This is a genomic window from Thioclava sp. F42-5, assembly GCF_002213195.1.
Taxonomy (GTDB): Bacteria; Pseudomonadota; Alphaproteobacteria; order Rhodobacterales; family Rhodobacteraceae; genus Thioclava; species Thioclava nitratireducens.
Window position 1 is genome coordinate 339,524 of record NZ_NBNZ01000002.1, and the last position, 22,868, is coordinate 362,391.

Genomic DNA, 22,868 nt, shown 5'->3' on the forward strand with positions numbered 1-22,868 from the left:
GCGCTCCGGATCAGAGCTTGCCAAACGAGGTCATTCCGCGCAGGTAGGGGCCAAAGGAGACCCGCGATGAAAAAGCCAACCTGGGTGATCGATAAGGAACGCGCCAAGCGCGCTGCGGCCGCCGAGACCGTGTGGCTCTTCGGCCTGCATGCGGTGCGCGATGCGCTGCAGAACCCGATGCGCGAGCGTCTGCGGTTGGTCTGTTCGAAGAACGCCGCCGACAAACTGGCCGAGGCGATCAAGGCGTCGGGCATGGAGCCCGAGATCGTCGATGTCCGCAAGTTCGACAAGTTCGTGCCGATCTCGACCGACTCCGTCCATCAGGGCGCGGCGCTCGAGGTGAAGCCGCTCGATTGGGGCGCGCTGAAGGATGTCTGCTTCGGGGCGCGCCGTGTGGTGCTGCTCGACCGCGTCACCGATCCGCATAACGTCGGCGCCATCCTGCGCTCGGCCGAGGTGTTCGGCGCGGCCGCCGTGATCGCGCCGCATCGCCATTCCGCACCCGAAACCGGCGCACTCGCGAAAACCGCCTCCGGCGCGCTCGAGCGTCAGCCCTATCTGCGGGTGAAGAACCTCTCCGACGCGATGGAGGAGCTTCGCCAGATGGGCTTCCGGCTGATCGGGCTTGCGGGCGAGGCGAAGATGTCGCTCGAAGACGGGCTGTCCGAGGCGGGAATGGAGCCGGTGGCGCTCGTTTTGGGCGCCGAGGGACCGGGCCTGCGCGAGAAGACCCGCGAGACCTGCGACCGTCTGGTGCGAATCCCCTTCGCGGGCGAATTCGGTTCGCTCAACGTGTCGAATGCCGCCGCGGTGTCTCTTTATGCATCCGCAAGTCGGTAATGGTCACAAAATCGCGATCATGAGGGCCTGGACCTTAAAAGCGGCGGGATGCGTTCCTATCTCGATGTCTGAGGCGCAGCTTCGGAACCGCTGCGTCTCTAGTTCACTGTCCCTCGTTCCGCCACTGTTGCGCCCAGCCTTCAAGGCTTGGGCGCATTTTTCTTAGAGGGCTGCGACAAAGGAGAGGTTTCAGATGCAAGACGAGATTCGCGACATTCTGGAAAGTACCAAGATCATCGCCGTGGTCGGCATGTCCCACAAGCCGGAGCGCCCCTCTTACGAAGTGGCGCGGTTTCTGCAATCCAAGGGGTATCGTGTGATCCCGGTCAATCCTGGGCTCGCGGGGCAGCAGCTGCTGGGCGAGACGGTCTATGCCGATCTCGGCGCGATCCCCGACGAGATCGCGGTGGATATGGTCGACGTGTTCCGCCGTTCCGAGGCGGTGCCGGAGGTCGTGGACGAGGCGCTGGCGCATCTGCCCCATCTCAAGACGATCTGGATGCAGCTTGGCGTGTCGCATGACGCTGCCGCCGAGAAAGCCCGAGGGCAGGGGGTGAAAGTCGTGATGAACCGTTGCCCGAAGATCGACTATCCCCGCGTGATGGTCGGGTAAGGCGAGGGGGGCTCTGCCCCCTCGGCCTGACGGCCTTGCCCCCGGGATATTTCGATCAAGGAGAAGACCGGATCAGCCCTTCACGGCTTTGACGGCCTCGAGAATCGCATCGGCGATGTAATCGAGATCGGGCTGCTTGAGCCGCGCGGGCAAGCGCGTATCGCAAGCGCGCATCAGCATCTCTCGGGTTTTCGGAAGCTCCGGCACGTCGCCGAGGAACTGCCAGTTCCAGAAGGCGCGCGCATTGTCTTGGCTGAGGCCGAAGACCTGCACGCTGACGCCGCGCGCTTTCGCTTCCGATTGCATCTTGCGGGCTTCGTCATCCGACCAATCGCCCGCGAGGTTGAACTGCAGCGAATCCGGGGCGCGGGTTTCGGGCCCGAGCGGCGGCGGCACGTCGAGCCAGTCGCTCGTGTTCAGCCGCTCCGCTACATAGTCGTGGTTGGCGCGACCATCGTTCACGCGGCGCTCCACTTCCGCGATCTGCGGGCGGATGACGGCGGCGGAGAGGTTCTGCATCCGGCAATTGTATAGCGGCAGCTTGTTCTGCCAGTGATGGAAGCTGTTCTGCAGGCCGGGATGCTTCTTCCAATTATGCTCATAGGCGCCCGACATGATGACCGCGCGGGCGGCGAGCTCCGGATCGTCGGTCAGCAGGATGCCGCCTTCGCCCGCGTTGATCAGCTTGTAGGACTGGAAGGAGAGGCAGCCGATCTTGCCGATGGTGCCGATCTTCTTGCCGTTCCAGAGCGTTCCGAGCGAGTGCGCCGCGTCCTCGATCACCGGCACGTCCTTCTCGGCTGCCAGTTCCATGATCACGTCCATATCGGAGGTGTGGCCGCGCATGTGAGAGATTAGCACCGCGTCGATGCTGTCGTCGAATTTCGCGCGGAAATCGTCGAGGTCGATGCGGAAATTGGAGCCGACTTCGACCAGAACCGGGACGCAATCGGCGTGGACGATGGCGGAAGGGACGGCAGCGAAGGTGAAGGCCGGGACCAGCACGCGCGCGCCGCGCGGCAGGTCGAGCGCCTTCATCGACAGGAAGAGGGCTTGCGAGCAGGATGACACCGCCACGGCGTATTTGACGCCCATGAATTCCGCGAACTCGGCTTCCAGCTTGGCGACCGGCGCCTCTTCCGAGGTGTAGCGGAACAGGTCCCCGCTGGTCAGAAGGCGATCGATTTCGGCCCGGGCGGCCTCGGGAATGGCCTCGGCGTCGTAGCAATTCGGGGCGGTCTGTCCGTCACGCGGCATGGCAAGATATCCTGAAACTGACTTTCAGAAATACTTACACTGCAGGGGGCAAATTCTCCAGTGACCTTTTCATGACGAAACCGAGACCGGCTCAGATTCCAAGTTTATCGCGCATCGAGAACCACGTCATCGCGGCGACCAGAAGCGGGCTGCGCAGGAGCGATCCTCCCGGGAAGCCCGGCACGTCGAGGCTGGCCATCAGGTCGAAGCGTTCGGCTTGACCTGCGACTGCCTCGGCCATGATCTTGCCAGCCATCGTGCCCATCGCGACGCCATGGCCGGAAAAGCCGCTGGCCGAGAGCGCGTTTTTCAAAGGCCGCGCGAAATAGGGCATCCGGGTGCGGGTGATGGCGAGCGTGCCGCCCCAAGCGTAGTCGATCTTTACATCGGCAAGGGAGGGGTAGACCTCCAGCATCGGCTTGCGCACGGTCTGCACGATGTCGGGGAACTTGTAGCCATAGCTTTCGCCGCCGCCGAAGAGCAGGCGGTTATCGTCAGAGAGCCGCCAGTAATTCACCACGAATTTCGTGTCCGCCACGGCGATATTCTCGCGCAGCACTTGGGCCACGCGCGGGCCCAGCGGCTCTGTCGCGACGATGAAATTGTTGATCGGCATCACATGCGAAGCCACGCGCGGGGCGAGGTTTCCAAGATAGCCATTGGCCGCGAAGATCAGATGATCGGCATCGATATGGCCATGCTCGGTCTGCACGCGCACCGGCGCGCCGGGACGGATATGATGGACGAGCGAGCCCTCGTGGATTTCCACGCCGGCCTTGTCGCAAGCGAGCGCCAGGGCCTGGGCGAAGTTCAGCGGATGCAGGTGCCCTGCGCCCCGGTCGATATCGCCGCCAAGATAAGCCTCCGACGGCAGAATTGCGTGCAGCGCCTCGCGGGAGAGCGGCTCCACCTGATCGTAGCCGTAATCGCGGGCCAGTTTCTCCGCCATGTGGTGGGAATGCGCGACCTCGGATTGCGTCCGGCAGGCATGGGCGATGCCGGGGTGGAAGGTCACGTCCATCTCGTATCGTGCGATCAGGTCGCGGATCAGCGCTTTCGCGTCCTCTCCGATATCCCAAAGCCTGCGCGCCATTTCGGGGCCGTGGGCTTTCTCCAGATCGTCCTGCTCCAGCCGCTGGCCCGAGCCCACCTGCCCGCCATTGCGTCCCGACGCCCCGAAGCCTACGCGATGGGCCTCGAGCAGCCGCACAGAATAGCCCTTTTCCGCCAGATGCAGCGCCGCCGAGAGGCCGGTGAAGCCGCCGCCCACCACGCAGACATCCGCCCGGTGGCGGCCCGTCAACGCGGGCCAGCGCCGGTCGGTCAGCGCGGTCGCCGCGTAATAGCTCGGCGCGTGCTCGCCCTTGCGGTCATTGGCGAAGAGCAGGTTCATCGCATCACACGTTCATCAACAGGTGCTCGCGCTCCCACGGCGAGATCACCTGTAGGAACTCCTTGTATTCGTTGCGCTTCACGGCCTCGTAGACGGCGCAGAATTCCGGCCCCAGCACGTCGCGGATCGGGGCGCTTTCCGAGAACAGATCGAGCGCATCGCCCAGATTCACCGGCACGTCTTCGGCCGACATATAGGCGTCGCCCAGGCATTCGGGCTTCGGCATCTGCTTTTCCTTGAGGCCCAGATAAGCGCAAGCGAGCGAGGCCGCGAGCCCGAGATAGGGGTTGCAGTCCATTCCCGCGAGACGGTTTTCGATCCGCCGCGCCGCTGGGCCGGAGATCGGCACGCGCAGGCCCGTCGTGCGGTTGTCACGGCCCCATTCAAGATTGATCGGGGCCGCGAAATCCGGGACGTAGCGGCGATAGCTGTTCACGTAGGGCGCCAGCAGCGCGATCACCGCGGGCAGGTGCGTCTGAAGCCCCGCGATGCAATGCAGGAAGGCCTCCGTCTCGCCGCCCCTCTCGTCCGAGAAGATGTTCTCGCCGGTCTTGGTGTCGATCACCGATTGGTGGATATGCATGGCCGAGCCCGGCTCGCCCTCGATCGGCTTCGCCATGAAGGTGGCAAAGCAATCCTGACGCAGGGCGGCCTCGCGGATCAGCCGCTTGAAGTAGAAGATCTGGTCGGCGAGTTCGACCGGGTCGCCATGGGCGAGGTTGATCTCGATCTGCCCGGCACCGCCTTCCTGCAAGATGCCGTCGATCTCGAAACCCTGAAGCTCGGCGAAGTCGTAGATATCGTCGATGACCTTGCCGTATTCATCGACCGCCGACATCGAATAGGCCTGCTTGGCGGCCGCGCGACGACCAGACCGCCCCATCGGCGGGATGATCGGCTGGTTCGGATCCACATTGCGTGCAACGAGGAAGAATTCCATTTCGGGGGCGACGACCGGCACCCAGCCCTCGGCCTCGTAGAGCGAAAGCACGCGCTTGAGCACGTTGCGTGGGGCGATCGGCACCGGGTTGCCCTGCTGGTCCTCGACGTCGTGGATGATCTGCAAGGTCCAGTCCGCCGTCCATGGCGCGGCCGTCGCGGTCGAGAAATCGGGCGTCAGGATCATGTCCGGCTCGGTGAAGGCGCCCGACGGGTTGTCAGTCCACTCGCCGGTGATCGTCTGCAGGAAGATCGAGTTCGGCAGGAAGAAGCGATCCTGGAACTTGAATTTCGACGCGGGCATCGCCTTGCCGCGCGCGACCCCCGCGATGTCGGCGACAATGCATTCAACCTCGTCGAGACGCCGACCCTCGATGTAATCGCGTGCGGCTTGCGGGATGCGGTCGGTCCAGTCCTTCATGTCGCTCATCGGTCAGCTTTCCGGGTGCGCGGGCACCCTTGTCTTGAGGAAGAAATCGGCGATGCGCTCGGCGATCCGGGGCGCGCCGTTGGGCCGGCCCAGCCGCGTGCGGGCCGCCTCCATCAACTCGTCGGGCACGACGCCGCGCCCGCGTGTGTCCATCAACCCTTCCACGAATTCGTCGCGAAACTCGGGATGGGGCTGAACGGTGAAGATCGTGTCGCCATAGGTAAGCGCTGGATAGGCGCAGAAATCATTGCCCGCGATCGGTGTCGCACCCGGCGGCAGCTCTGTCACCTGATCCTGATGCCACGCGTTGAGTGCGATCACCTCGCCGCCGAAATCGTAATCCTGCGGGCCTACGGCCCAGCCGCCGGAGAATTTCTCGACCTTGCCGCCAAGCGCCTGCGCGATGATTTGGTGGCCGAAACAGATGCCAACCATCGGCACCTTCTCGGCATGGGCGTCGCGGATGAACGTCTCGAGTGGCTTGATGAAGGGATGATCCTCGTAGGCGCCGTGACGGGAGCCGGTGATCAGCCAGCCGTCGCATTCATGCACGTCTTTCGGGAAGTGCATATGCTCGACGTCGTAGCGTTGGAATTCGAGGCCGCGCCCGGCGAGCAGGGCTTCGAACATGTCGGGATAATCGCCCGCCTTGTCGCGCAGAACGTCGGGGGATTGGCCGGTTTGGAGAATGCCGATACGCATGGGAGGTCCGCTCGTAAGCTCTTGTTGACGAAGCGTAGTGCGGGCCGTGAGCGGCGGCAAGGGGGCGCTGCTGGTTCGCCGGATCGCGACCGGAAGGCGCGAAGGGGGCTCCGCCCCCGGCGCGTGCGCGCCTCCCCCGGGATATTTCCATCAAGAGGAAGATTCGTTTCGGCTTGGGCGAAATATCCCGGGGGGAGGGCGATAGCCCGAGGGGGCAGCGCCCCCTCTTCCTTTGGTTTTGTCGCCCTCCGGCAACGGAGGCAGAGCCCCCGTTCTCGACGCTTAACGCGAGCGGATCATTCCCATGATCTCGAGCGTCTGGCCCAGGATCGGCTGCGCGATCTCGTCGGCCCGGTTTGCGCCATCGCCCAAGATATTGTCGATCTCGGAAGGGTCGTTCATCAGCCGGGTCATCTCGTCCGAGATCGGGGCGAGCTTCGCGACTGCGAGCTCCGCCAGCGCCGGTTTGAACTTGCCGAAGCCCTCGCCGCCATATTCGCCCAGCACTTGGGTCGGCGTCATGTCGGCCAGCGCGGCGTAGATGTTCACGAGGTTGCGCGCCTCGGCTCGGTCCTTGAGTCCCTCGATCTCGGAGGGCAGGGGCTCGGGGTCGGTCACGGCCTTGCGAATCTTCTTGGCGATCGTGTCGGCATCGTCGGTCAGGTTGATGCGGCTCGCGTCCGAGGGGTCGGATTTCGACATCTTCTTGGTGCCGTCGCGCAGGGACATCACCCGGGTAGCGGCGCCTTCGATCAGCGGCTCGGGGGAGGGAAAGAACTCGGTCCCGTAGTCGTGGTTGAACTTGGCCGCAATGTCGCGGGTCAATTCGACGTGCTGCTTCTGATCCTCGCCCACCGGCACCATCGTCGCGTGATATAGCAGGATGTCGGCGGCCATCAGGGCGGGATAGGCATAGAGGCCCAGCGAGGCCTTCTCGGCATTCTTGCCCGCCTTGTCCTTGAACTGGGTCATCCGGTTCATCCAGCCCAAACGCGCGACGCAGTTCAGCGCCCAGGCCAGTTCGGCATGGGCCGACACTTGCGATTGGTTGAACAGGATCGAGCGTTTCGGGTCGACGCCCGAGGCGATGAAGGCGGCAGCTGCCTCGCGGGTGTTGCGGCGCAGCGCCTCGGGCTCTTGCCAGACCGTGATCGCGTGCAGGTCGACGAGGCAGTAGATCGTCTCGATTCCTTCGTCCTGCTTCTGGGCGAAGCGCTTGAGCGCGCCCAGATAGTTGCCCAGCGTGAGCCCGCCCGAGGGCTGGATGCCGGAGAAGATCCGCGGTTTGAAATTGGCGTTGAGGGGTTGCGCTTGCTCGCTCATCTGATGCTCCTGATCTGCGGGGGGTGGAAGCCCGCCATTGAGGATCTCCCGGGGTGGAAATCCGCTCTCCGCTCGCTTATCGCTAAAGCGCAAAGGGCGCAACTGAGCCCGCGAGCAGGAGACCATTATGCGCGACGGCTATGACGAACACCCGATGAACCCGCTGCCGCCAGTGGTCTGGCTTCTGGCGCTGCCGATCATCGCGACGGAGCTGTTCTTCGCGATGGGCCAGTCGGGGCTGATCGGCGGGGCGCAGGCGGCGGGCTGGCGGCTCGACGCGCTGCAGAAATTCGCCTTCTCGCCGCAGGTGATGCGCGCGATGGTTGAGACCGGGCAATATCCGCCCGAGCAGATGATGCGAATTCTGACCTATCCGTTCGTCAACGCTTCGGTGACTCAGGCGATCTTCGTGCTCGTATTCCTCTTGGCGCTGGGCAAGATGGTGGGCGAGGTGTTCTCGGGCCTCGCCGTGGCGATCGTCTTCTTCGGGGCGACAATCCTTGGCGCGCTTGTCTATGCGGCGCTGCCCTTTACGCAGATCGGGCTCTATGGCGGCTATCCCGGTGATTACGGGCTGATCGGGGCGTTCACATGGATTCTGTGGACGCGACTGGGGCAGGAAAATGCGAACCAGTTCCGGGCCTTCTCGTTGATCGGCGCACTGATGGGCATTCAGCTGATCTTCGCGATGATCTTCGGCGCGCGGCCCGACTGGATCGCCGATATCGTCGGGTTCGTCGCGGGCTTCGTGCTGAGCTTTTTCGTGGCACCCGGTGGGATGCAGCGGACCTTGCAGCGGCTGCGGCGTCGGTGAGCCTTCCTGGCTCGGGGCGACCAGCCCCGGGCCGCGCCCGACCCTCCCACCGGGAGGGTCCATTGGCGAAGTCGGCGCAGGCATTAGCGGCCTTCGGGCTTGAGAGATAAAGCGCCCAGCGAGAGACGGATTAAAGCGCCCACCCAAGGGTCGGGCGCGGCCCTTACGCCCCGCCCGGACCGCGCCGCATCGCACCTTTCAGATCGGCCATATGCATCGCACCGATCGCGATGGCCGTGCCGAAATAGACGACCATCCCGAACAGCACGAGCCCCAGTAGCGCCAGCGCACGTAGGCCCGGCACGGCGAATGCGCCGGGCACCGCCCAGGTCACCGCCCAGATCGCAGCGCCCATCACCAGCGCCGCGATCACGATGCGGGGCAGGCGGCGGTAGAAACGGTGATCGAAGCTCGCGGCTTCCCCCATCGGGCGTGCGCCGAGCCAAAGCTGCGCGACCATCGCCCAGGCGGCGAGCGTCGTTCCGACAGCCGCCGCAAGGTAGCCGATCACGAAGGACAGCCCGATCGCCAACACCGCATTCACCACCATCGCGACGAGCGCGTAGTTGAACGGCGTGCGCGTGTTCTCGCGGGCGAAATACAAGGGCTGCAGAACCTTTTGCAGCACGAAGGCGGGCAGGCCGAGGCCGTAGATCGCGGTGGCCCAGGCCGTGGCAATGGTGTCCTCGTGGATGAACTGGCCGCGCTCGAACAGGACCGAGACGATGGGCTGGGCTGCCACCAGCAGCGCCACGGCGGGGCCGACGGTGAAGAGGAGCGCGAACTCGCCCGCACGCGAGAAGGAATAGCGGCTGCCGGCCGTGTCGCCGCCGCGCAAGCGACGAGACAGGTCGGGCAGCAGAACCACGCCGATCGCGATGCCCACGACGCCCAGCGGCAACTGATAGAGCCGATCGGCATAGTTCAGCCACGCGATCGCGCCGTCGAAATGCGAGGCGACCTGACGGCCCACCAGCAGGTTCACCTGCACCACGCCGCCCGCGAGCATCGCTGGGATCGCGATCCGAACGAGGCGTTTCATGTCGGGAGAGAGGCGCGGGCGTTTCGGCACGATCTTGTAGCCTGCCCGCCATGCCGCGGCCCAGACCAGCGCCAGTTGCGCCACGCCCGCGACGGGCACGGCCCAGGCCAGCGCATCGCCCACCGGCCAGCCGGCCTGATCGGCCATCAGCATCGCGATGACGAAGGTGACGTTCAGCAGCACGGGTGCCGCGGCGGCAGCGGCGAAGTGACCGGCGGCGTTCAGCACGCCCGACAGAAGCGCGCTGAGCGAGATGAAGAGGATATAGGGGAAGGCGATCCTGCCATAGCTCGTGGCGATGGCGAACCGCTCATCGCCCGCGAAGCCCGAGGCCATCGCCAGCACCAGCCACGGCATTGCCGCCGAAGCCACCAGCGTCAGCACGATCAGCACCGAGGCCAAGCCGCCCATTGCCTCGCGCGCGAAGCCCTGCGCGTCCTCGCCGCCCTCCAGCTTCTTCGAGAAGATCGGGATGAAGGCGGTGTTGAACGCGCCTTCCGCGAAGAAACGGCGAAAAAGGTTCGGTAGCGAGAAGGCCACGAGGAAGGCCTCCGCCACCGGGCCTGCACCGAGATAGGCCGCGATCATCATGTCGCGCGCAAAGCCGAGGATGCGGCTCGCCATGGTCCAGCCGCCCACCGTGAGGAAGCCGCGCACCAGCCGGATTGGTTTCATATTAGTTGCCCGCCCGTTTCGCGCCCGAGGCAATCGCGTCCATCAGCTTCTTCTCGAGAGCTTCCTGGCGCGATTTGGAATGGAGTTTCAGGCCGAACATGTCTTTCACGTAGAAGCTGTCCACGACCTGCGCGCCATAGGTGGCGATCACCGCCGAGGAGATCGAGATATTGTTCGATGCCAGCGCCCGGGTCAGGTCGTAGAGAAGGCCGGGCCGGTCGCGGGTATCGACTTCGATGATCGTGTAGATATCCGATCCCTCGTTGTCGATGGTGATATGGGTCGGGAACTTGAACTCGCGCTCACGCTTCTTGAGCTTGTCGCGATCCTTGAGCGCCTCGCGGGCGACGACCTCGCCTTTCAGCGTCTTCTCGATCATCCCGCGCAGGCGGGTCAGTTTCGAGGCCTCGTAGGGATGGCCCTCGGCATCCTGAACCCAGAAGACGGCGGTCGCGTAGCCGTCCTTCGAGGTATAGGTGCGCGCATCGACCACGTTCGCGCCGACCAGCGCCAGCGCGCCGGAGAGCCGGGAGAAAATGCCGGGGTGATCGGCGAGAGCGAAGCTGACGCGGGTCGCGTCGTGATCGTCATCGGGATGCAGGTCGATACGGATCTCGTTATCGCCCAGATCGCGCAGCAGCCGCGCGAAGATCTCGTGATTGACCGTGGCGAGCGCCTGCCAGTAGGGCGGGTAATGGCGGGCGAGCTCGGCGCGGATGCGGGTCTTGTCCCAGTCGTCCTGCGCCTCCAGCACTTCGCGCAGGGCACGTTTGGCCTCGTCGGTACGCTGCTCGCGATTGACCGCTTCCAGCCCGTGCTCCAACGCCATCGCGGTCTCGGAATGCAGCTTGCGCAGCAGCGTCGCTTTCCAGTTGTTCCACACGTTCGGGCCGACGCCGCGAATGTCACAGACCGTCAGCACCGTCAGCAGGTCGAGTCGCTTGCGCGACTTCACGCGCTTGGCGAAATCGCGGATCGTGCGCGGGTCCGACAGGTCGCGTTTCTGCGCCACGTCGGACATCAGAAGGTGATGGCGCACCAGCCATTCGACGGTGTCGCATTCCTCTGGGTTCAACCCCAGCCGCGGCGCTACCTTGCGGGCGATCTTCGCGCCGAGGATCGAGTGATCTTCGGGGCGTCCCTTGCCGATGTCATGCACCAGCAGCGCGACATAGAGAACCTTGCGATTGATGCCTTCTTCGAGAATATGCGACGAGAGCGGCAGATCCTCCACCAGCTCCTTGCGCTCGATCTGTGCCAGCGTCGAGACGACCTGTATCGTGTGCTCATCCACGGTGTAGCTGTGATACATGTTGAACTGCATCATCGCGACGATCGGCTCGAATTCGGGGATGAAGGCGGCCAGCACGCCCAGCTCGTTCATCCGGCGCAGCGCGCGTTCCGGGTTGCCGTGCTTCAGGAGCAGATCGAGGAAGATACGCTGCGCCTCGCGATTGGTGCGCACCTTGTCGTCGATCAGGTCGAGATTGGCCGAGACGAGCCGCATCGCGTCAGGGTGGATCAGCATCCCCGAGCGCAGCCCCTCTTCGAAGAGGCGCAGCAGGTTGACCGGATCGGAGAGGAAGGCCTTCTCGTCGGCCACGTTGATGCGTCCGTTCTCTTCGCAATAGGGGGCCTTCAGCTTGCGTCGCCGGCGGAAAATCCGCGTCAGCATCGGCGCGCTTTTGACGTGCTGCGCTTCGAGCTTGGTCAGGAAGATGCGGGTCACGTCGCCCACGGCGGTCGCGTGGCGGAAGTAATCCTGCATGAAGACCTCTACCGCGCGGCGGCCCGCCAGATCGCGATAGCCCATGCGCTCGGCCACCTCGACCTGCATGTCGAAGGTCAGCTGATCCGAAGCGCGGCCGGAGATCAGATGCAGGTGACAACGCACCGCCCAGAGGTAATTCTCGGCCTCGTGGAAGGTCTCGTATTCCTCGGGCGAAAATGCCCCGATCTCCATCAATTCGCGGGCGCGGCCCACATGATGGATGTATTTGCCGATCCAGTAGAGGGTCTGCAGGTCGCGCAGGCCCCCCTTGCCCTCTTTCACGTTCGGTTCGAGCACGTAGCGCTGCCCGCCCTGCCGGCGGTGGCGTTGCGAGCGTTCCTCAAGCTTGGCCTCGATGAACTCGGCCTCGGTCCCCTCGAAAAGGTCGTGGTGAAGGCGCAGCGACAGCGCCTCGGCCAGCTTATCGTCGCCGCCGACGCAGCGATGCTCCAGAAGTGCGGTGCGGATCGTGATGTCCTCGCGCCCGAGCCGGATGCAATCGTCGAGCGTCCGAGACGAATGACCGACCTTCAGCTTCAGATCCCAGAGCATGTAGAGCATCGACTCGATGACGCTCTCGGCCCATGGGGTGACCTTGTAAGGGGTGAGGAAGAGCAGATCGACATCGGAATGTGGCGCCATCTCGGCGCGGCCATAGCCGCCCACGGCGAGCACCGCGAAACGCTCTGCCTCGGTGCGGATGCCGCTTGGATGCAGACGCGTCGTCGCGATGCGCAGCACCGACCGGACGATCCCGTCCGTCATCTGGGCATAGGCTTCGACCGTGTCGCGCGCCGCGCGCGGGTGCCTCTCGAAATCAGCCTCGATCGCAGCGGTAGCGGCGCGGCGCTCCTCGGTGAGGAAGTTCACCGTCGCGGTCCGGATGTCCTTGGGATCGCTTGCACCGGAGGTTGCGGCGTCAAGCGCGTCGAACAGACGCTGCTGATCCAGAAGGAGGGGCGCCCCGGTCGATGCCGGGGCGGTGTCTGTCATGCTGGTCACTGCGCGATCTCGTCCCTTTGCGGGCCCTTTCCTGTAGCGGCGCTCCGGATCAGAAGCCGAAACCGCCGAAGTTGCGCGGCGCCGGATCGATCACGACCGCCTGCCCGTTGCGGACCTGAGCTACGGCGAGTGCGCGCTCGTTGGTGCCGTCGGGCAGGAGCCGGAAGACGCCGTTGACGCCCACGAAGCCCGAACGCTGGGTCAGGCCCTGCTTGGTCAGCGCGTTCGGATTGCCCGATTTCACCAGCGCGCCGATCGCCGCGACCCCGTCATAGGCGAGGCCCGCGATCGGGTGGGGCGCTTGCCCGTAAGCGGCGGTGTAGCGCGACACGAACTGCTGTTGCAGCGCCGGGTCGGGCTCGGCGAACCATCCGCCTTGGGTGCCCGGAAGCGACAGGGTCGCCGGCGGGATATCCCAACGGGTCAGGCCGATATATTGCGTGGTCTGCGGGGTCACTCCCTGCTCGCCCATCAGCTGCGTGAGCAGCGGGAGCGCGCCTGCGGTATCGGCGGTCAGGAACAGCGCATCGACGTCGCCGGACTTCACGCGGCTTGCGATCTGCGGCGTCGCATCGACCACGCCCTGCTGCGAGAACGGGTAGGAGGCCACGCCCGCGAGCGAAGCGCCCGACCGTGCGATCGCCGTCTGGATCGCCTGCGCGCCGATTTCGCCTGCCGTGGTCTGCTCATGCACGACCATGATCCGCTGCTTGCCCTGACGCGCGGCGAAGCTCACGAGGCGGTTGGCGGTGTTCTGGAAGGTCGGGCCGAGCACGAAGACATTGCCGCCCGCGACGTTGGTATTGTTCGAAAACGCAAGCACGTTGATGTTGCGCGAGGCCACCGCGAGACCCGCCGCATTCGCAGATTGCGCATAGACGGGGCCGAGGATGACCTTCGCGCCCTCGTCGGCAGCCTTGGTCGCCATCGCCGCGGCCTGCTGCGGATTGCCTGCGGTGTTGTAGACCTGCAGGTCAATGCGGGTGCCCTTCAGGTCCTGGATCGCGAGATTGGCCGCATTCTGCAGAGCCCGTGCGAGAGTCTCATCGCCCGCATTTCCCGACCCCGACGGGACGAGAAGCGCGACCTTGACAGGTGCGCTGCTGTCGATCTTCTGGCCGGAATTGCCCATCGGCCCCGGCTGACAGGCCGCGAGCCAGACCAGAGCAAGGAGGGCTGCGATTCGCGCAGCGAGGGCGCGGGGGTTACGAATGAGATTAAACATGATACGTCCTTTTGGGCGTTGGCGTCCGGTCCGGGCACTGAAGCAAAGCCTGCGAACCGCGATCGGATGACGCGATCGAGACTACGCACAAGCAGGCGTGAAGTAAACGATCCACACAAGTGATGAGGCGGGCGATGGGCGAGGGTGTTGTATCTGATGCAAACGCGCAAAATGGCGGAACCAAGGGGGTGCCTGCGCCGTTAAGCCCGGGGCTTCATTTCATCGCCACGCCGATCGGAGCGGCCCGCGACATCACGCTGCGCGCCCTAGATATGTTGCGCGCCGCCGATGTTCTGGCGGCCGAGGATACCCGCAGCCTGCGGCACCTGATGGAGATTCACGGAGTACCGCTCAACGGGCGCCAGGTGCTCGCCTATCATGACCATAACGGTGCCGCGATGCGGCCGAAAATCCTTGCCGCGCTCGAGGCCGGGAAGTCGGTGGTTTATGCCTCCGAAGCGGGCACGCCGCTGGTCGCCGACCCCGGTTATCAGCTCGGCCGCGCGGTGATCGAGGCCGGGCTGCCGCTCTACAGTGCGCCGGGCCCCTCGGCGGTGCTGACGGCGCTGACGCTCTCGGGCCTGCCGACGGATCGCTTCCTCTTCGCCGGGTTCGCGCCGAACAGTAAAGGCGCGCGGCGGAATTGGCTCGCCGAGTTCAAGGAAATTCCCGCGACACTGGTTTTTTATGAAAGCCCCAAACGCATTAGGGAAATGTTAGCTGACGCGGCCCATAGTCTGGGAAAGGAGAGACAAGCGGCGCTGTGCCGGGAACTGACGAAGCGGTTCGAAGAGGTGCGCCGGGGCACGCTGGAAGAGCTTGCGGCAGGCGTGGCTGATGCGCCGATCAAGGGAGAGATCGTGGTGGTGGTCGACAGGCCGCACGCGGTCGAAGTCGATGATGCGGAACTGGAGCGCCGGTTGAGCGCCGCGCTCGAGCGGGAGTCGCTTCGCGATGCGGTCGATGCCGTCGTGGGCGCGACCGGTTTGCCGCGACGCAAGGTCTATCAGGCCGCTCTGGCTATGGAGAAGAAGAAATGAGTGGATCGCTGTCGTATCATTCGGGTCTCGCCGCCGAAGAACAGGTGATGCTGCATTACGAGAGAGAAGGCCGCGCGGTGTCGGAACATCGCTGGCGCGGCAAATATGGCGGCGAGATCGATTTGATCGCGCGCGAGGGCGACACCTTGATCTTCATCGAAGTGAAGAAATCGCGCAGCCATGCCCGTGCTGCCGAACGTCTTTCGCAACGTCAGATGCGCCGAATCTGCGTTTCGGTCGAAGAATACCTGATGCGCCATCCGGCTCCGGCCAACTGCAATCGCAAGGTTCGGTTCGATCTCGCGCTGGTCAATGAGATCGGGGAGATCAAGGTTCTGGAGAACGCCTATTTCGGAATGTGACCGGCCGATGGGTTGAGGTTGCATCCGGGCGCGCCACATTGCATCAAGATTGCACTGAAACAGGGGGCGCGGATGGGTTTGAAAGTTGCGATCCAGATGGATCCGATCGAAGCGGTCAATATCGAGGCTGACAGCACGTTTCGGATCGCCGAAGAGGCGCAGGCTCGTGGGCATGAGCTGTTCTATTACACGCCGGGCCGTCTGATTTATCGCGAGGGTCGCGTTTATGCACGTGGTTGGCCGCTCACGGTGCGCCGCGAGAAGGGCAATCACTTCTCGTTGGGCGAAGAGGCCGAGATCGATCTGGGGGATTGGGACGTCGTCTGGCTACGGCAGGATCCACCCTTTGACATGGGCTACATCACCACGACGCATCTGCTGGATCGGATTCATCCCGAGACGCTTGTGGTGAACGATCCTTTCTGGGTACGCAATTCGCCCGAGAAGCTACTCGTTCTCGACTTCCCCGACCTGACGCCGCCGACATTGATTGCGCGCGACCTCGAGGCCATCCGGGCCTTCAAGGCCGAGCATGGCGATATCATCCTCAAGCCGCTTTATGGCAACGGGGGAGCGGGGGTGTTTCGGCTCGATCCGAACGACCGCAACCTGTCGTCGCTGCATGAGCTTTTCATCGGCATCAACAACGAGCCGTTGATCGCGCAGAAATTCCTGCCCGCGGTGTCGAAGGGCGACAAGCGGATCATTCTTGTCGATGGCGAGCCCGTGGGCGCGATCAATCGGGTGCCTGCGGAAGGTGAGACGCGGTCGAACATGCATGTCGGCGGCCGGCCCGAAAAGGTCGAGCTGACCGCGCGTGATCGAGAAATCTGTGCGCGGATCGGTCCGCATCTGCGCGAGAAGGGTCAGATTTTCGTCGGAATCGATGTGATCGGCGATTGGCTGACCGAAATCAACGTGACTTCGCCCACCGGAATTCAGGAGCTCGAACGGTTCGACGGCGTGAATATCACCGCCCGGATCTGGGAGGCGATCGAAGCGAAACGGAGCTGATATGTCGATCCGTCTGGTTTTACTCAATCTCTGGCTGCGGGCTTTCGCAAAACCGATGGTGCGCAGGTTCCACGGCCCTGCGCAAATGCGACGCGGGACCGAGAGATTGGCCAGTTGGATCGTGCGCGAGCCCACGGAGATATGTCGTCTGCAAATCAGGCTGGCCGGGCGTGACGCACTGTCGTTGCGCGCGGGACAATGCGCGGCCGGGCGCGTCATTCTCTATCTTCACGGCGGCGGTTACGTCACCGGCTCCCCTTGGATGTATCGCGGTCTCACGGGGCGCTTGGCGAAGCTGAGCGGCCTCGAGGTGATCGTGCCGGATTACCGCCTCGCGCCCGAAGCGCCGGTGGGCGCCGCGCTCGAGGATGCGACGGCGGCTTTCGACGCGCTTGTTGAAACCGGGTATGATCCTAGCGCGATCGTGCTCGCAGGCGACAGCGCGGGGGGCGGCTTGGCGTTGGCGCTTCTCAGCGCCCTGTGCCAGCGCGGCACGCCGCCTGCCGGGGTGATCGCTTTGTCCCCCTGGACGGATTTGACCTGTTCGGGCGAGAGCCTCCGCCTCAACGCTTCTAAAGATGCAATGCTGCCGGTCGAGCGTCTTGGCGACACCTGCGAAATGGTTCTGCGCGGCCATGACCCGACCGATCCGCGCTTCTCGCCGCTTTTCGCGGAATTTCCCGATCCGCCACCGGTGCTGATCCAGCATTCGATGGCCGAGATCCTGTGTGACGACTCGCTGCGCATGGCCGAAAGGCTGCGCGATTTCGGCACGGATGTCACCGTGCAGAGCTGGCCCGACACGCCGCATGTCTGGCATTTCTTCGACGGTCGGATTCCCGAGGCGCGCGAGGCGCTGGAAGACGCGGCCGCCGCGGCGCGCAAGATGCTCAACCTGCCACAGCGCTGAGGCGATAGCTCAACGCCTCCGCGATATGTGGCTTGCGCACCTTATCGGCGTGATCGAGATCGGCGATCGTGCGTGCGACCCGCAAGACGCGGTGGTAGCCGCGCGCCGAGAGCCCGACCCGTTCCGCCATCCGCGCCAGAAGATCGCGTCCCTCGGTATCCGGCGTTGCGATATCTTCGAGCAACCGTCCTTCGACTTCGGCGTTGACGCGGATTTCCGGGTGATCCGCGAAGCGTTGGGCCTGCCGCTCGCGTGCGTCAGCGACGCGCGCCGCCACTTCTGTGGAGCTGTCGCCGGTGGCGGGCAGGTCGAGATCGGCATAGCGCACCGGGGGCACCTCGATGCGCAGATCGAACCGATCCATCAGCGGTCCTGAAATTCGGCCCAGATAGTCGTCACCACAGCCGGGCGCGCGGGGGCATGCGCGTTCGGCATCGCCGAGATAGCCGCATTTGCAGGGGTTCGCGGCGGCGATCAACAGGAAGCGGCAGGGGTAGCGCGTATGTGCGTTGGCGCGCGAGACGACGACTTCTCCGGTTTCGATCGGTTGGCGCAGAGTCTCCAGCACGGCGCGGGGGAATTCGGGGAACTCGTCCATGAACAGGACGCCGTTATGGGCGAGGCTGACCTCGCCGGGGCGTGCGCCGCGCCCGCCTCCGATCATCGCCGCCATCGAAGCGGTGTGGTGCGGTTCGCGGAAGGGGCGGGTGCGCGAGATGCCGCCCTCGGCCAGCAGGCCCGAAAGTGACTGGATCATCGAGGTTTCCAGCATCTCCTCGGGGCGCATCTCGGGGAGGATAGAGGCCAGCCGCGCGGCCAGCATGGATTTGCCCGAGCCGGGCGTGCCGATCATCATCAGGTGATGGCGTCCGGCCGCGGCGATTTCCAGCGCGCGTTTCGCCCGCTCCTGACCCTTCACGTCACGCAGGTCGCGCGGATGCGCGGTCGCTTCGATCAGACCCGGTCGCGCAGGCTCGAGCGGCAGGCGACCGCTGAGATGGTCGATTGCGCCGCCGAGCGTCTCCGGCGCCGTTACATCGGTCGCGCCGACCCAGGCGGCCTCTGCGCCGGAGCCTTTCGGGCAGATCAGCCCCTTGTCCGCTGCGGCAGCCGCCATCGCCGCGGGTAGGGCGCCCGCGACCGCCAGCAGTCGTCCGTCGAGCGATAGTTCCCCCACCGCGACCAGTGCCTCGATCCGGTCGCGGGGCACCACGCCAATGGCGCCCAGCAGCGACAGGGCGATGGGCAGGTCGAAATGCGAGCCCTCTTTCGGCAGGTCCGCGGGCGAAAGGTTCACGGTGATCTTCTGCATCGGCAGTGCGATCCCCAGCGCACCGAGCGCCGCGCGCACCCGCTCGCGCGCCTCGGAGACCGCCTTGTCGGGCAAACCCACGACCGCGAAGCCGGGCATGCCTTCGGAGAGCGCGCATTGCACCTCCACGAGGCGGGCTTCCACCCCCTCGAACGCCACCGTGTAGCTCTGGCTGACCATCGGTTCTCCCACGCCTCCTCGTCGATGGGTAGCGCGATCATGGTTTAGGATTGGTTAACAGTCGCCGAGGTCGAGAGGCGGCACCCGAACCTCGACTCAGGGGCGAAAGGCGCCTGGGGGAAAGCTGCCGAAATCTCCACGAGAACCTGCATTTTCTGCATATCCGCACAGCGCTCGCTTCAATTTCGCGCACAAGATCAACGCGTTGCGTTACAGTTTCTCAAGTGTCCGTGAGCAGGCTTATGATATGTCGTGCTCAAGAAGGAGTGATGGTCCTTCCGTAGGGGTATGAATTTCTTTCATTTTTCGCTTGAAAACGTCGTCAAGTGCGCCACGCGCACAAAGTTTCAAGCAAAATTCAACATTTCCGTGAGGAACTAATTCATGTCATTCGCATTGGGTGGGCAAAGCAGCCACCCAATTCAAGGTTGCGCCGGTTTGGGCTGGACACCCCAGGGAGATTGTAAATGGCACTTGATGGTATGACCGATGAAACCCTGCCACGCCAAGCGATGCGGGCAGAGTTCCTGGACGCTGACACCGAAGCAGAGCTGGCGCGCGCGTGGCGCGATCATCGGGATGAGCAGGCCCTCCATCGACTTGTAACCGCTTACATGCGCCTAGCGATTTCGATGGCGTCGAAGTTCCGCCGCTACGGCGCCCCGATGAACGATCTCATTCAGGAAGCGTCACTTGGTCTGATGAAGGCCGCCGACAAGTTCGATCCGGAACGCGGCGTGCGCTTCTCGACCTATGCCGTGTGGTGGATCAAGGCCTCGATCCAGGAATTCGTAATGCGGAACTGGTCGATGGTGCGCACCGGGTCCACCTCGTCGCAAAAAGCGCTGTTCTTCAACATGCGCCGCGTTCAGGCTCAGTTGACCCGCGAGGCTCAGCAAGAAGGCGAGCAGCTCGACGCGATGCAGCTGCGGCAGCGCGTGGCCGAGGTGATCGGCGTGCCGCTTGCCGATGTCGAGATGATGGAGGGCCGCCTGTCCGGCTCCGACTTCTCGCTCAACGCGACGCAGTCCAGCGAAGACGAAGGCCGCGAATGGGTCGACACACTGGAAGATGACGGCGCGAGCCCGGAGGAAACCGTGGCCGACACCCATGACGGCCAGACGATGAAAGTCTGGTTGGGCGAGGCGATGGAGCGTCTTACCGACCGCGAAGCCTACATCGTCCGCGAGCGTCGCCTGATCGACGAGCCGCGCACTTTGGAAAGCCTCGGTGAAGAATTGGGTCTTTCGAAAGAGCGCATTCGTCAGCTCGAAGCGCAGGCCTTCGGCAAGATGCGCAAATCGCTTGAAACACATCAGGGCGAGGTGCAAAGCTTCTTCATATGAGGAAGTTTCTCGCCGCTATCTGCCTGCTGTCGCTGACAGGTTCCGCTCAAGCTGCGGAAATATCGCCCGACCAGCTCGATACGCTGTCGGGCGATATTGTCGTTCTGGGCGAGATTCACGACAACCCCACCCATCACCTCAATCAGGCGCGGGCGATCAAGGCGCTGAAGCCCGCCGCTGTGGTGTTCGAACAGTTGACGCCCGAGCAGGCCGCGAAGATCACGCCGGCGCTTTTGAAGGACGAGGGGGCGCTGGACAAGGCGCTGGATTGGAATAACTCGGGCTGGCCCGATTTCGCGATCTACTATCCGATTTTCGAGGCTTTGGGCGATGCGAAAGTCTATGGCGCCGCGCAGCCGCGCGAGACAGTGCGCGCCGCGATGACCAAGCCGCTACCGGAGCTGTTCGGCAAGGGCGCTGCGCGTTACGGGCTCGATCAACCCTATCCCGACGCGTTGCAGGCCAAGCTGGAAGCTCAGTCGCAGGAAGATCATTGTAACGCGCTTCCGGTCGATCTGCTCCCCGGCATGGTCGCCGCGCAACGCTTCCGCGACGCCGCCTTCGCCCGGGTCGCTCTGAAGGCGCTGAAGGAAACCGGCGGCCCGGTCGCGGTGGTCACCGGCTCGGGCCATGCCAGAACCGACCTCGCGGTCCCCGCGCTTCTGCGCAAGGCGGACCCGGAGGCGAAGGTCGTGGCGATCGGCCAGATCGAGGCCGAACCGGGTGCCGATCCCGGCCCACAGCCCTATGACGACTGGATCGTGACGCCCCCGACCGAGCGCGCCGATCCCTGCGCCGCGTTCAAGTGATCCTTGCACCAATGCGCCCCGGCGCTTAGACCATCTGAGAGAGTTTCACGGAGAGGCAAATGCTTGCCGGCAAACGCATCCTGTTGATCGTCGGCGGCGGCATCGCCGCCTTCAAGGCGCCCGAGCTGATCCGACTGCTGCGGGGTGCGGGAGCCTCGGTGAGCCCGGTCCTGACCAAGGCCGGCGCCGAGTTCGTGACGCCGCTGACCCTGTCCTCGCTTGCGGGCGAGGCCGTGCATTCCGACCTTTTCGATCTGACGCATGAGGCCGAGATCGGTCATATCCAGCTGTCGCGCGCCGCCGATCTGGTCGTCGTCGTGGCGGCCACCGCCGACCTGATGGCGAAGATGGCGCACGGTCTGGCCAATGACCTCGCCTCGACCCTGCTGCTCGCGACGGACAAGCGTGTGCTGATCGCGCCCGCGATGAACGTGCGGATGTGGGAGCATCCCGCAACGCAGCGCAATATCGCGACGCTGAAATCCGACGGCGTGATCTTCGCAGGTCCGACCGAGGGCGACATGGCCTGCGGCGAATTCGGCGAGGGCCGGATGATCGAGCCCGAAGCGATCCTCGCGGCGATCGGTGCGGCGCTGTCCGACGGTCCGCTGAAAGGCCGCCATATCCTCGTGACCTCGGGGCCCACCCATGAGCCGATCGACCCGGTGCGCTATATAGCGAACCGCTCATCGGGCGCGCAGGGCACGGCGATTGCCGCAGCCCTGCGCGATCTCGGCGCGACTGTCACCTTCGTCACCGGTCCCGCGACGGTTGCGCCCCCTGCGGGCGTGAAGGTGATCAAGGTCGAGACCGCTCGCGAAATGCTCGACGCGGTGCAGACCGCGCTGCCTGCCGAGGCCGCGATCTTTGCTGCCGCCGTGGCGGACTGGCGTGTCGCGAACGCGGCCGAGCGGAAGATGAAGAAGGACGGCACCGGCGCGCCACCCGCGCTGGAATTTGCCGAGAACCCGGACATTCTCGCCACAGTTTCGAAGATGGGCGAGGGCCGCCCGGGTCTCGTGGTTGGCTTCGCCGCCGAGACCCACGATGTCGCGCGCTTCGCGGCGGACAAACGCGCCCGCAAGGGCTGTGACTGGATCGTCGCCAATGACGTGAGCCCCGCGACCGGGATTATGGGCGGCACCGAGAACGCGGTGACGATCATCGACGAGACCGGCGCGGAAAGCTGGGACCGGACGGGCAAGGACGAGGTTGCGCGGCGGTTGGCTGCGCGCATCGCGGCAGCCTTGGGCGCGGCGACGGGGTAAGGGACGCTCCGCGGGGGATATTTATGCCAAGACGAAGCGAAGCGCCCCTCTTTCGGCTTGGTCCAAATATTCCCGCCGGAGGCATCTGCAATTGACGCCCGCACGACATCGGGCAGGAGAGGGACACGTGAGCACACCGATCATCAAGGTTCTGCACGAAGACTGGGCCGATCACGAGATCGCCCTGCCGCGCTACGAGACCCACGGCGCCGCCGGGGCCGACCTGCGCGCCAATCTTCCGCCCGAGGATCGCGGCCGCGGCGTCATGCTCGGCCCGATGCAGCGCGCGATCATTCCGACAGGGCTGCGAGTCGAGATTCCCGAAGGGTTCGAGATGCAGATCCGTCCACGTTCGGGGCTTGCGTACAAACACGGGATCAGCCTGGCCAACACGCCCGGGACGATCGACGCCGATTATCGCGGGCCGCTGGGGGTGCTGCTGATCAACCTCGGCCAAGAGCCCTATCTGATCGAGCATGGGGCGCGCATCGCGCAGGCGATCGTCGCGCCGGTGGTGCAGGCGCGCTTCGAGGTCTCCGACACTTTGGGTGACACCGCACGCGGCGCAGGCGGTTTCGGCTCGACCGGCAAGGGCTGAGGC

At 64.6% G+C, this 22,868-nt stretch carries 20 protein-coding genes; 11 read left to right on the forward strand and 9 right to left on the reverse strand.

Annotated features, from left to right (window positions below):
• The first annotated feature begins 66 nt into the window (after positions 1-66).
• Both rlmB and B6V74_RS06960 read left to right on the forward strand, forming a co-directional pair.
• Entirely contained in the window at positions 67-840 is a 774-nt protein-coding gene (gene rlmB / locus B6V74_RS06955) for a 23S rRNA (guanosine(2251)-2'-O)-methyltransferase RlmB (RefSeq protein ID WP_088722366.1), read from the forward strand.
• 193 nt (positions 841-1,033) lie between these two features.
• A complete protein-coding gene (locus tag B6V74_RS06960) occupies positions 1,034-1,453 on the forward strand; it encodes a CoA-binding protein (protein ID WP_088719624.1) in 420 nt (139 codons plus the stop codon).
• 72 nt (positions 1,454-1,525) lie between these two features.
• Here the strand turns inward: B6V74_RS06960 and B6V74_RS06965 are convergent, their stop codons facing one another.
• The 5 genes from B6V74_RS06965 to trpS all read right to left on the reverse strand — a co-directional run bounded on the left by B6V74_RS06965 (position 1,526) and on the right by trpS (position 7,497).
• Positions 1,526-2,710, reverse strand: a complete 1,185-nt coding sequence (locus B6V74_RS06965; protein WP_088722367.1) for an aminotransferase class I/II-fold pyridoxal phosphate-dependent enzyme — start codon at positions 2,708-2,710, stop codon at positions 1,526-1,528.
• A gap of 91 nt (positions 2,711-2,801) precedes the next feature.
• Positions 2,802-4,103, reverse strand: a complete 1,302-nt coding sequence (locus B6V74_RS06970) for an FAD-binding oxidoreductase (protein WP_088722368.1) — start codon at positions 4,101-4,103, stop codon at positions 2,802-2,804.
• A gap of 4 nt (positions 4,104-4,107) precedes the next feature.
• Entirely contained in the window at positions 4,108-5,463 is a 1,356-nt protein-coding gene (locus B6V74_RS06975; RefSeq protein WP_088719768.1) for a glutamine synthetase family protein, read from the reverse strand.
• 12 nt (positions 5,464-5,475) lie between these two features.
• The gene (locus B6V74_RS06980) at positions 5,476-6,174 is read right to left on the reverse strand and encodes a type 1 glutamine amidotransferase (protein WP_075774097.1); all 699 of its coding nucleotides are present in this window, start codon (positions 6,172-6,174) and stop codon (positions 5,476-5,478) included.
• A gap of 282 nt (positions 6,175-6,456) precedes the next feature.
• Positions 6,457-7,497, reverse strand: coding sequence for a tryptophan--tRNA ligase (trpS, locus tag B6V74_RS06985; protein ID WP_088719627.1), 1,041 nt, complete (start codon positions 7,495-7,497; stop codon positions 6,457-6,459).
• A 127-nt stretch (positions 7,498-7,624) separates the two neighbouring features.
• Between trpS and B6V74_RS06990 the strand changes: the two genes are divergently transcribed.
• Positions 7,625-8,311 (forward strand): rhomboid family intramembrane serine protease, encoded by a 687-nt coding sequence (locus B6V74_RS06990; RefSeq protein ID WP_088722369.1) that lies wholly within the window; start codon positions 7,625-7,627, stop codon positions 8,309-8,311.
• Between the two features lie 163 nt (positions 8,312-8,474).
• Here B6V74_RS06990 and murJ read toward each other — a convergent pair whose 3' ends face one another.
• The 3 genes from murJ to B6V74_RS07005 are packed head-to-tail and all read right to left on the reverse strand — an operon-like array spanning position 8,475 to position 14,026.
• Complete coding sequence (gene murJ, locus B6V74_RS06995; RefSeq protein ID WP_075774100.1) at positions 8,475-10,028, reverse strand: murein biosynthesis integral membrane protein MurJ; 1,554 nt, start codon at positions 10,026-10,028, stop codon at positions 8,475-8,477.
• A 1-nt stretch (position 10,029) separates the two neighbouring features.
• Complete coding sequence (locus B6V74_RS07000; protein ID WP_088719629.1) at positions 10,030-12,792, reverse strand: [protein-PII] uridylyltransferase; 2,763 nt, start codon at positions 12,790-12,792, stop codon at positions 10,030-10,032.
• A 58-nt stretch (positions 12,793-12,850) separates the two neighbouring features.
• Positions 12,851-14,026 (reverse strand): penicillin-binding protein activator, encoded by a 1,176-nt coding sequence (locus B6V74_RS07005; protein WP_075774102.1) that lies wholly within the window; start codon positions 14,024-14,026, stop codon positions 12,851-12,853.
• 188 nt (positions 14,027-14,214) lie between these two features.
• Here B6V74_RS07005 and rsmI point away from each other — a divergent pair, with 188 nt between their 5' ends.
• From rsmI to B6V74_RS07025, 4 genes are all read left to right on the forward strand, one after another.
• Positions 14,215-15,066, forward strand: coding sequence for a 16S rRNA (cytidine(1402)-2'-O)-methyltransferase (gene rsmI / locus B6V74_RS07010; RefSeq protein WP_075774331.1), 852 nt, complete (start codon positions 14,215-14,217; stop codon positions 15,064-15,066).
• Entirely contained in the window at positions 15,063-15,428 is a 366-nt protein-coding gene (locus B6V74_RS07015; protein ID WP_075774103.1) for a YraN family protein, read from the forward strand. The genes rsmI and B6V74_RS07015 overlap by 4 nt, the downstream gene beginning before the upstream one ends.
• A gap of 72 nt (positions 15,429-15,500) precedes the next feature.
• Positions 15,501-16,442, forward strand: a complete 942-nt coding sequence (gene gshB, locus B6V74_RS07020; protein WP_075774104.1) for a glutathione synthase — start codon at positions 15,501-15,503, stop codon at positions 16,440-16,442.
• 106 nt (positions 16,443-16,548) lie between these two features.
• Complete coding sequence (locus B6V74_RS07025) at positions 16,549-17,352, forward strand: alpha/beta fold hydrolase (protein WP_342637081.1); 804 nt, start codon at positions 16,549-16,551, stop codon at positions 17,350-17,352.
• On the opposite strand, the gene B6V74_RS07030 is transcribed toward B6V74_RS07025, so the two are convergent.
• Positions 17,333-18,844: a YifB family Mg chelatase-like AAA ATPase gene (locus B6V74_RS07030; RefSeq protein ID WP_088722371.1), complete on the reverse strand. Its 1,512-nt coding sequence runs from the start codon at positions 18,842-18,844 to the stop codon at positions 17,333-17,335. The two genes, B6V74_RS07025 and B6V74_RS07030, sit on opposite strands and share 20 nt — an antisense overlap.
• A gap of 467 nt (positions 18,845-19,311) precedes the next feature.
• On the opposite strand from B6V74_RS07030, the gene B6V74_RS07035 reads away from it, so the two are divergent.
• The 4 genes from B6V74_RS07035 to dut all read left to right on the forward strand — a co-directional run bounded on the left by B6V74_RS07035 (position 19,312) and on the right by dut (position 22,865).
• Entirely contained in the window at positions 19,312-20,190 is an 879-nt protein-coding gene (locus tag B6V74_RS07035) for an RNA polymerase factor sigma-32 (protein WP_075774107.1), read from the forward strand.
• On the forward strand, positions 20,187-20,999 hold the full coding sequence (locus tag B6V74_RS07040; RefSeq protein WP_088722372.1) for a ChaN family lipoprotein: 813 nt from the start codon (positions 20,187-20,189) through the stop codon (positions 20,997-20,999). Before B6V74_RS07035 ends, B6V74_RS07040 begins: the two co-directional genes overlap by 4 nt.
• 59 nt (positions 21,000-21,058) lie before the next feature.
• Entirely contained in the window at positions 21,059-22,267 is a 1,209-nt protein-coding gene (coaBC, locus tag B6V74_RS07045; RefSeq protein ID WP_088722373.1) for a bifunctional phosphopantothenoylcysteine decarboxylase/phosphopantothenate--cysteine ligase CoaBC, read from the forward strand.
• A gap of 127 nt (positions 22,268-22,394) precedes the next feature.
• Positions 22,395-22,865, forward strand: a complete 471-nt coding sequence (dut, locus tag B6V74_RS07050; RefSeq protein ID WP_088719635.1) for a dUTP diphosphatase — start codon at positions 22,395-22,397, stop codon at positions 22,863-22,865.
• Positions 22,866-22,868: the final 3 nt, after the last annotated feature.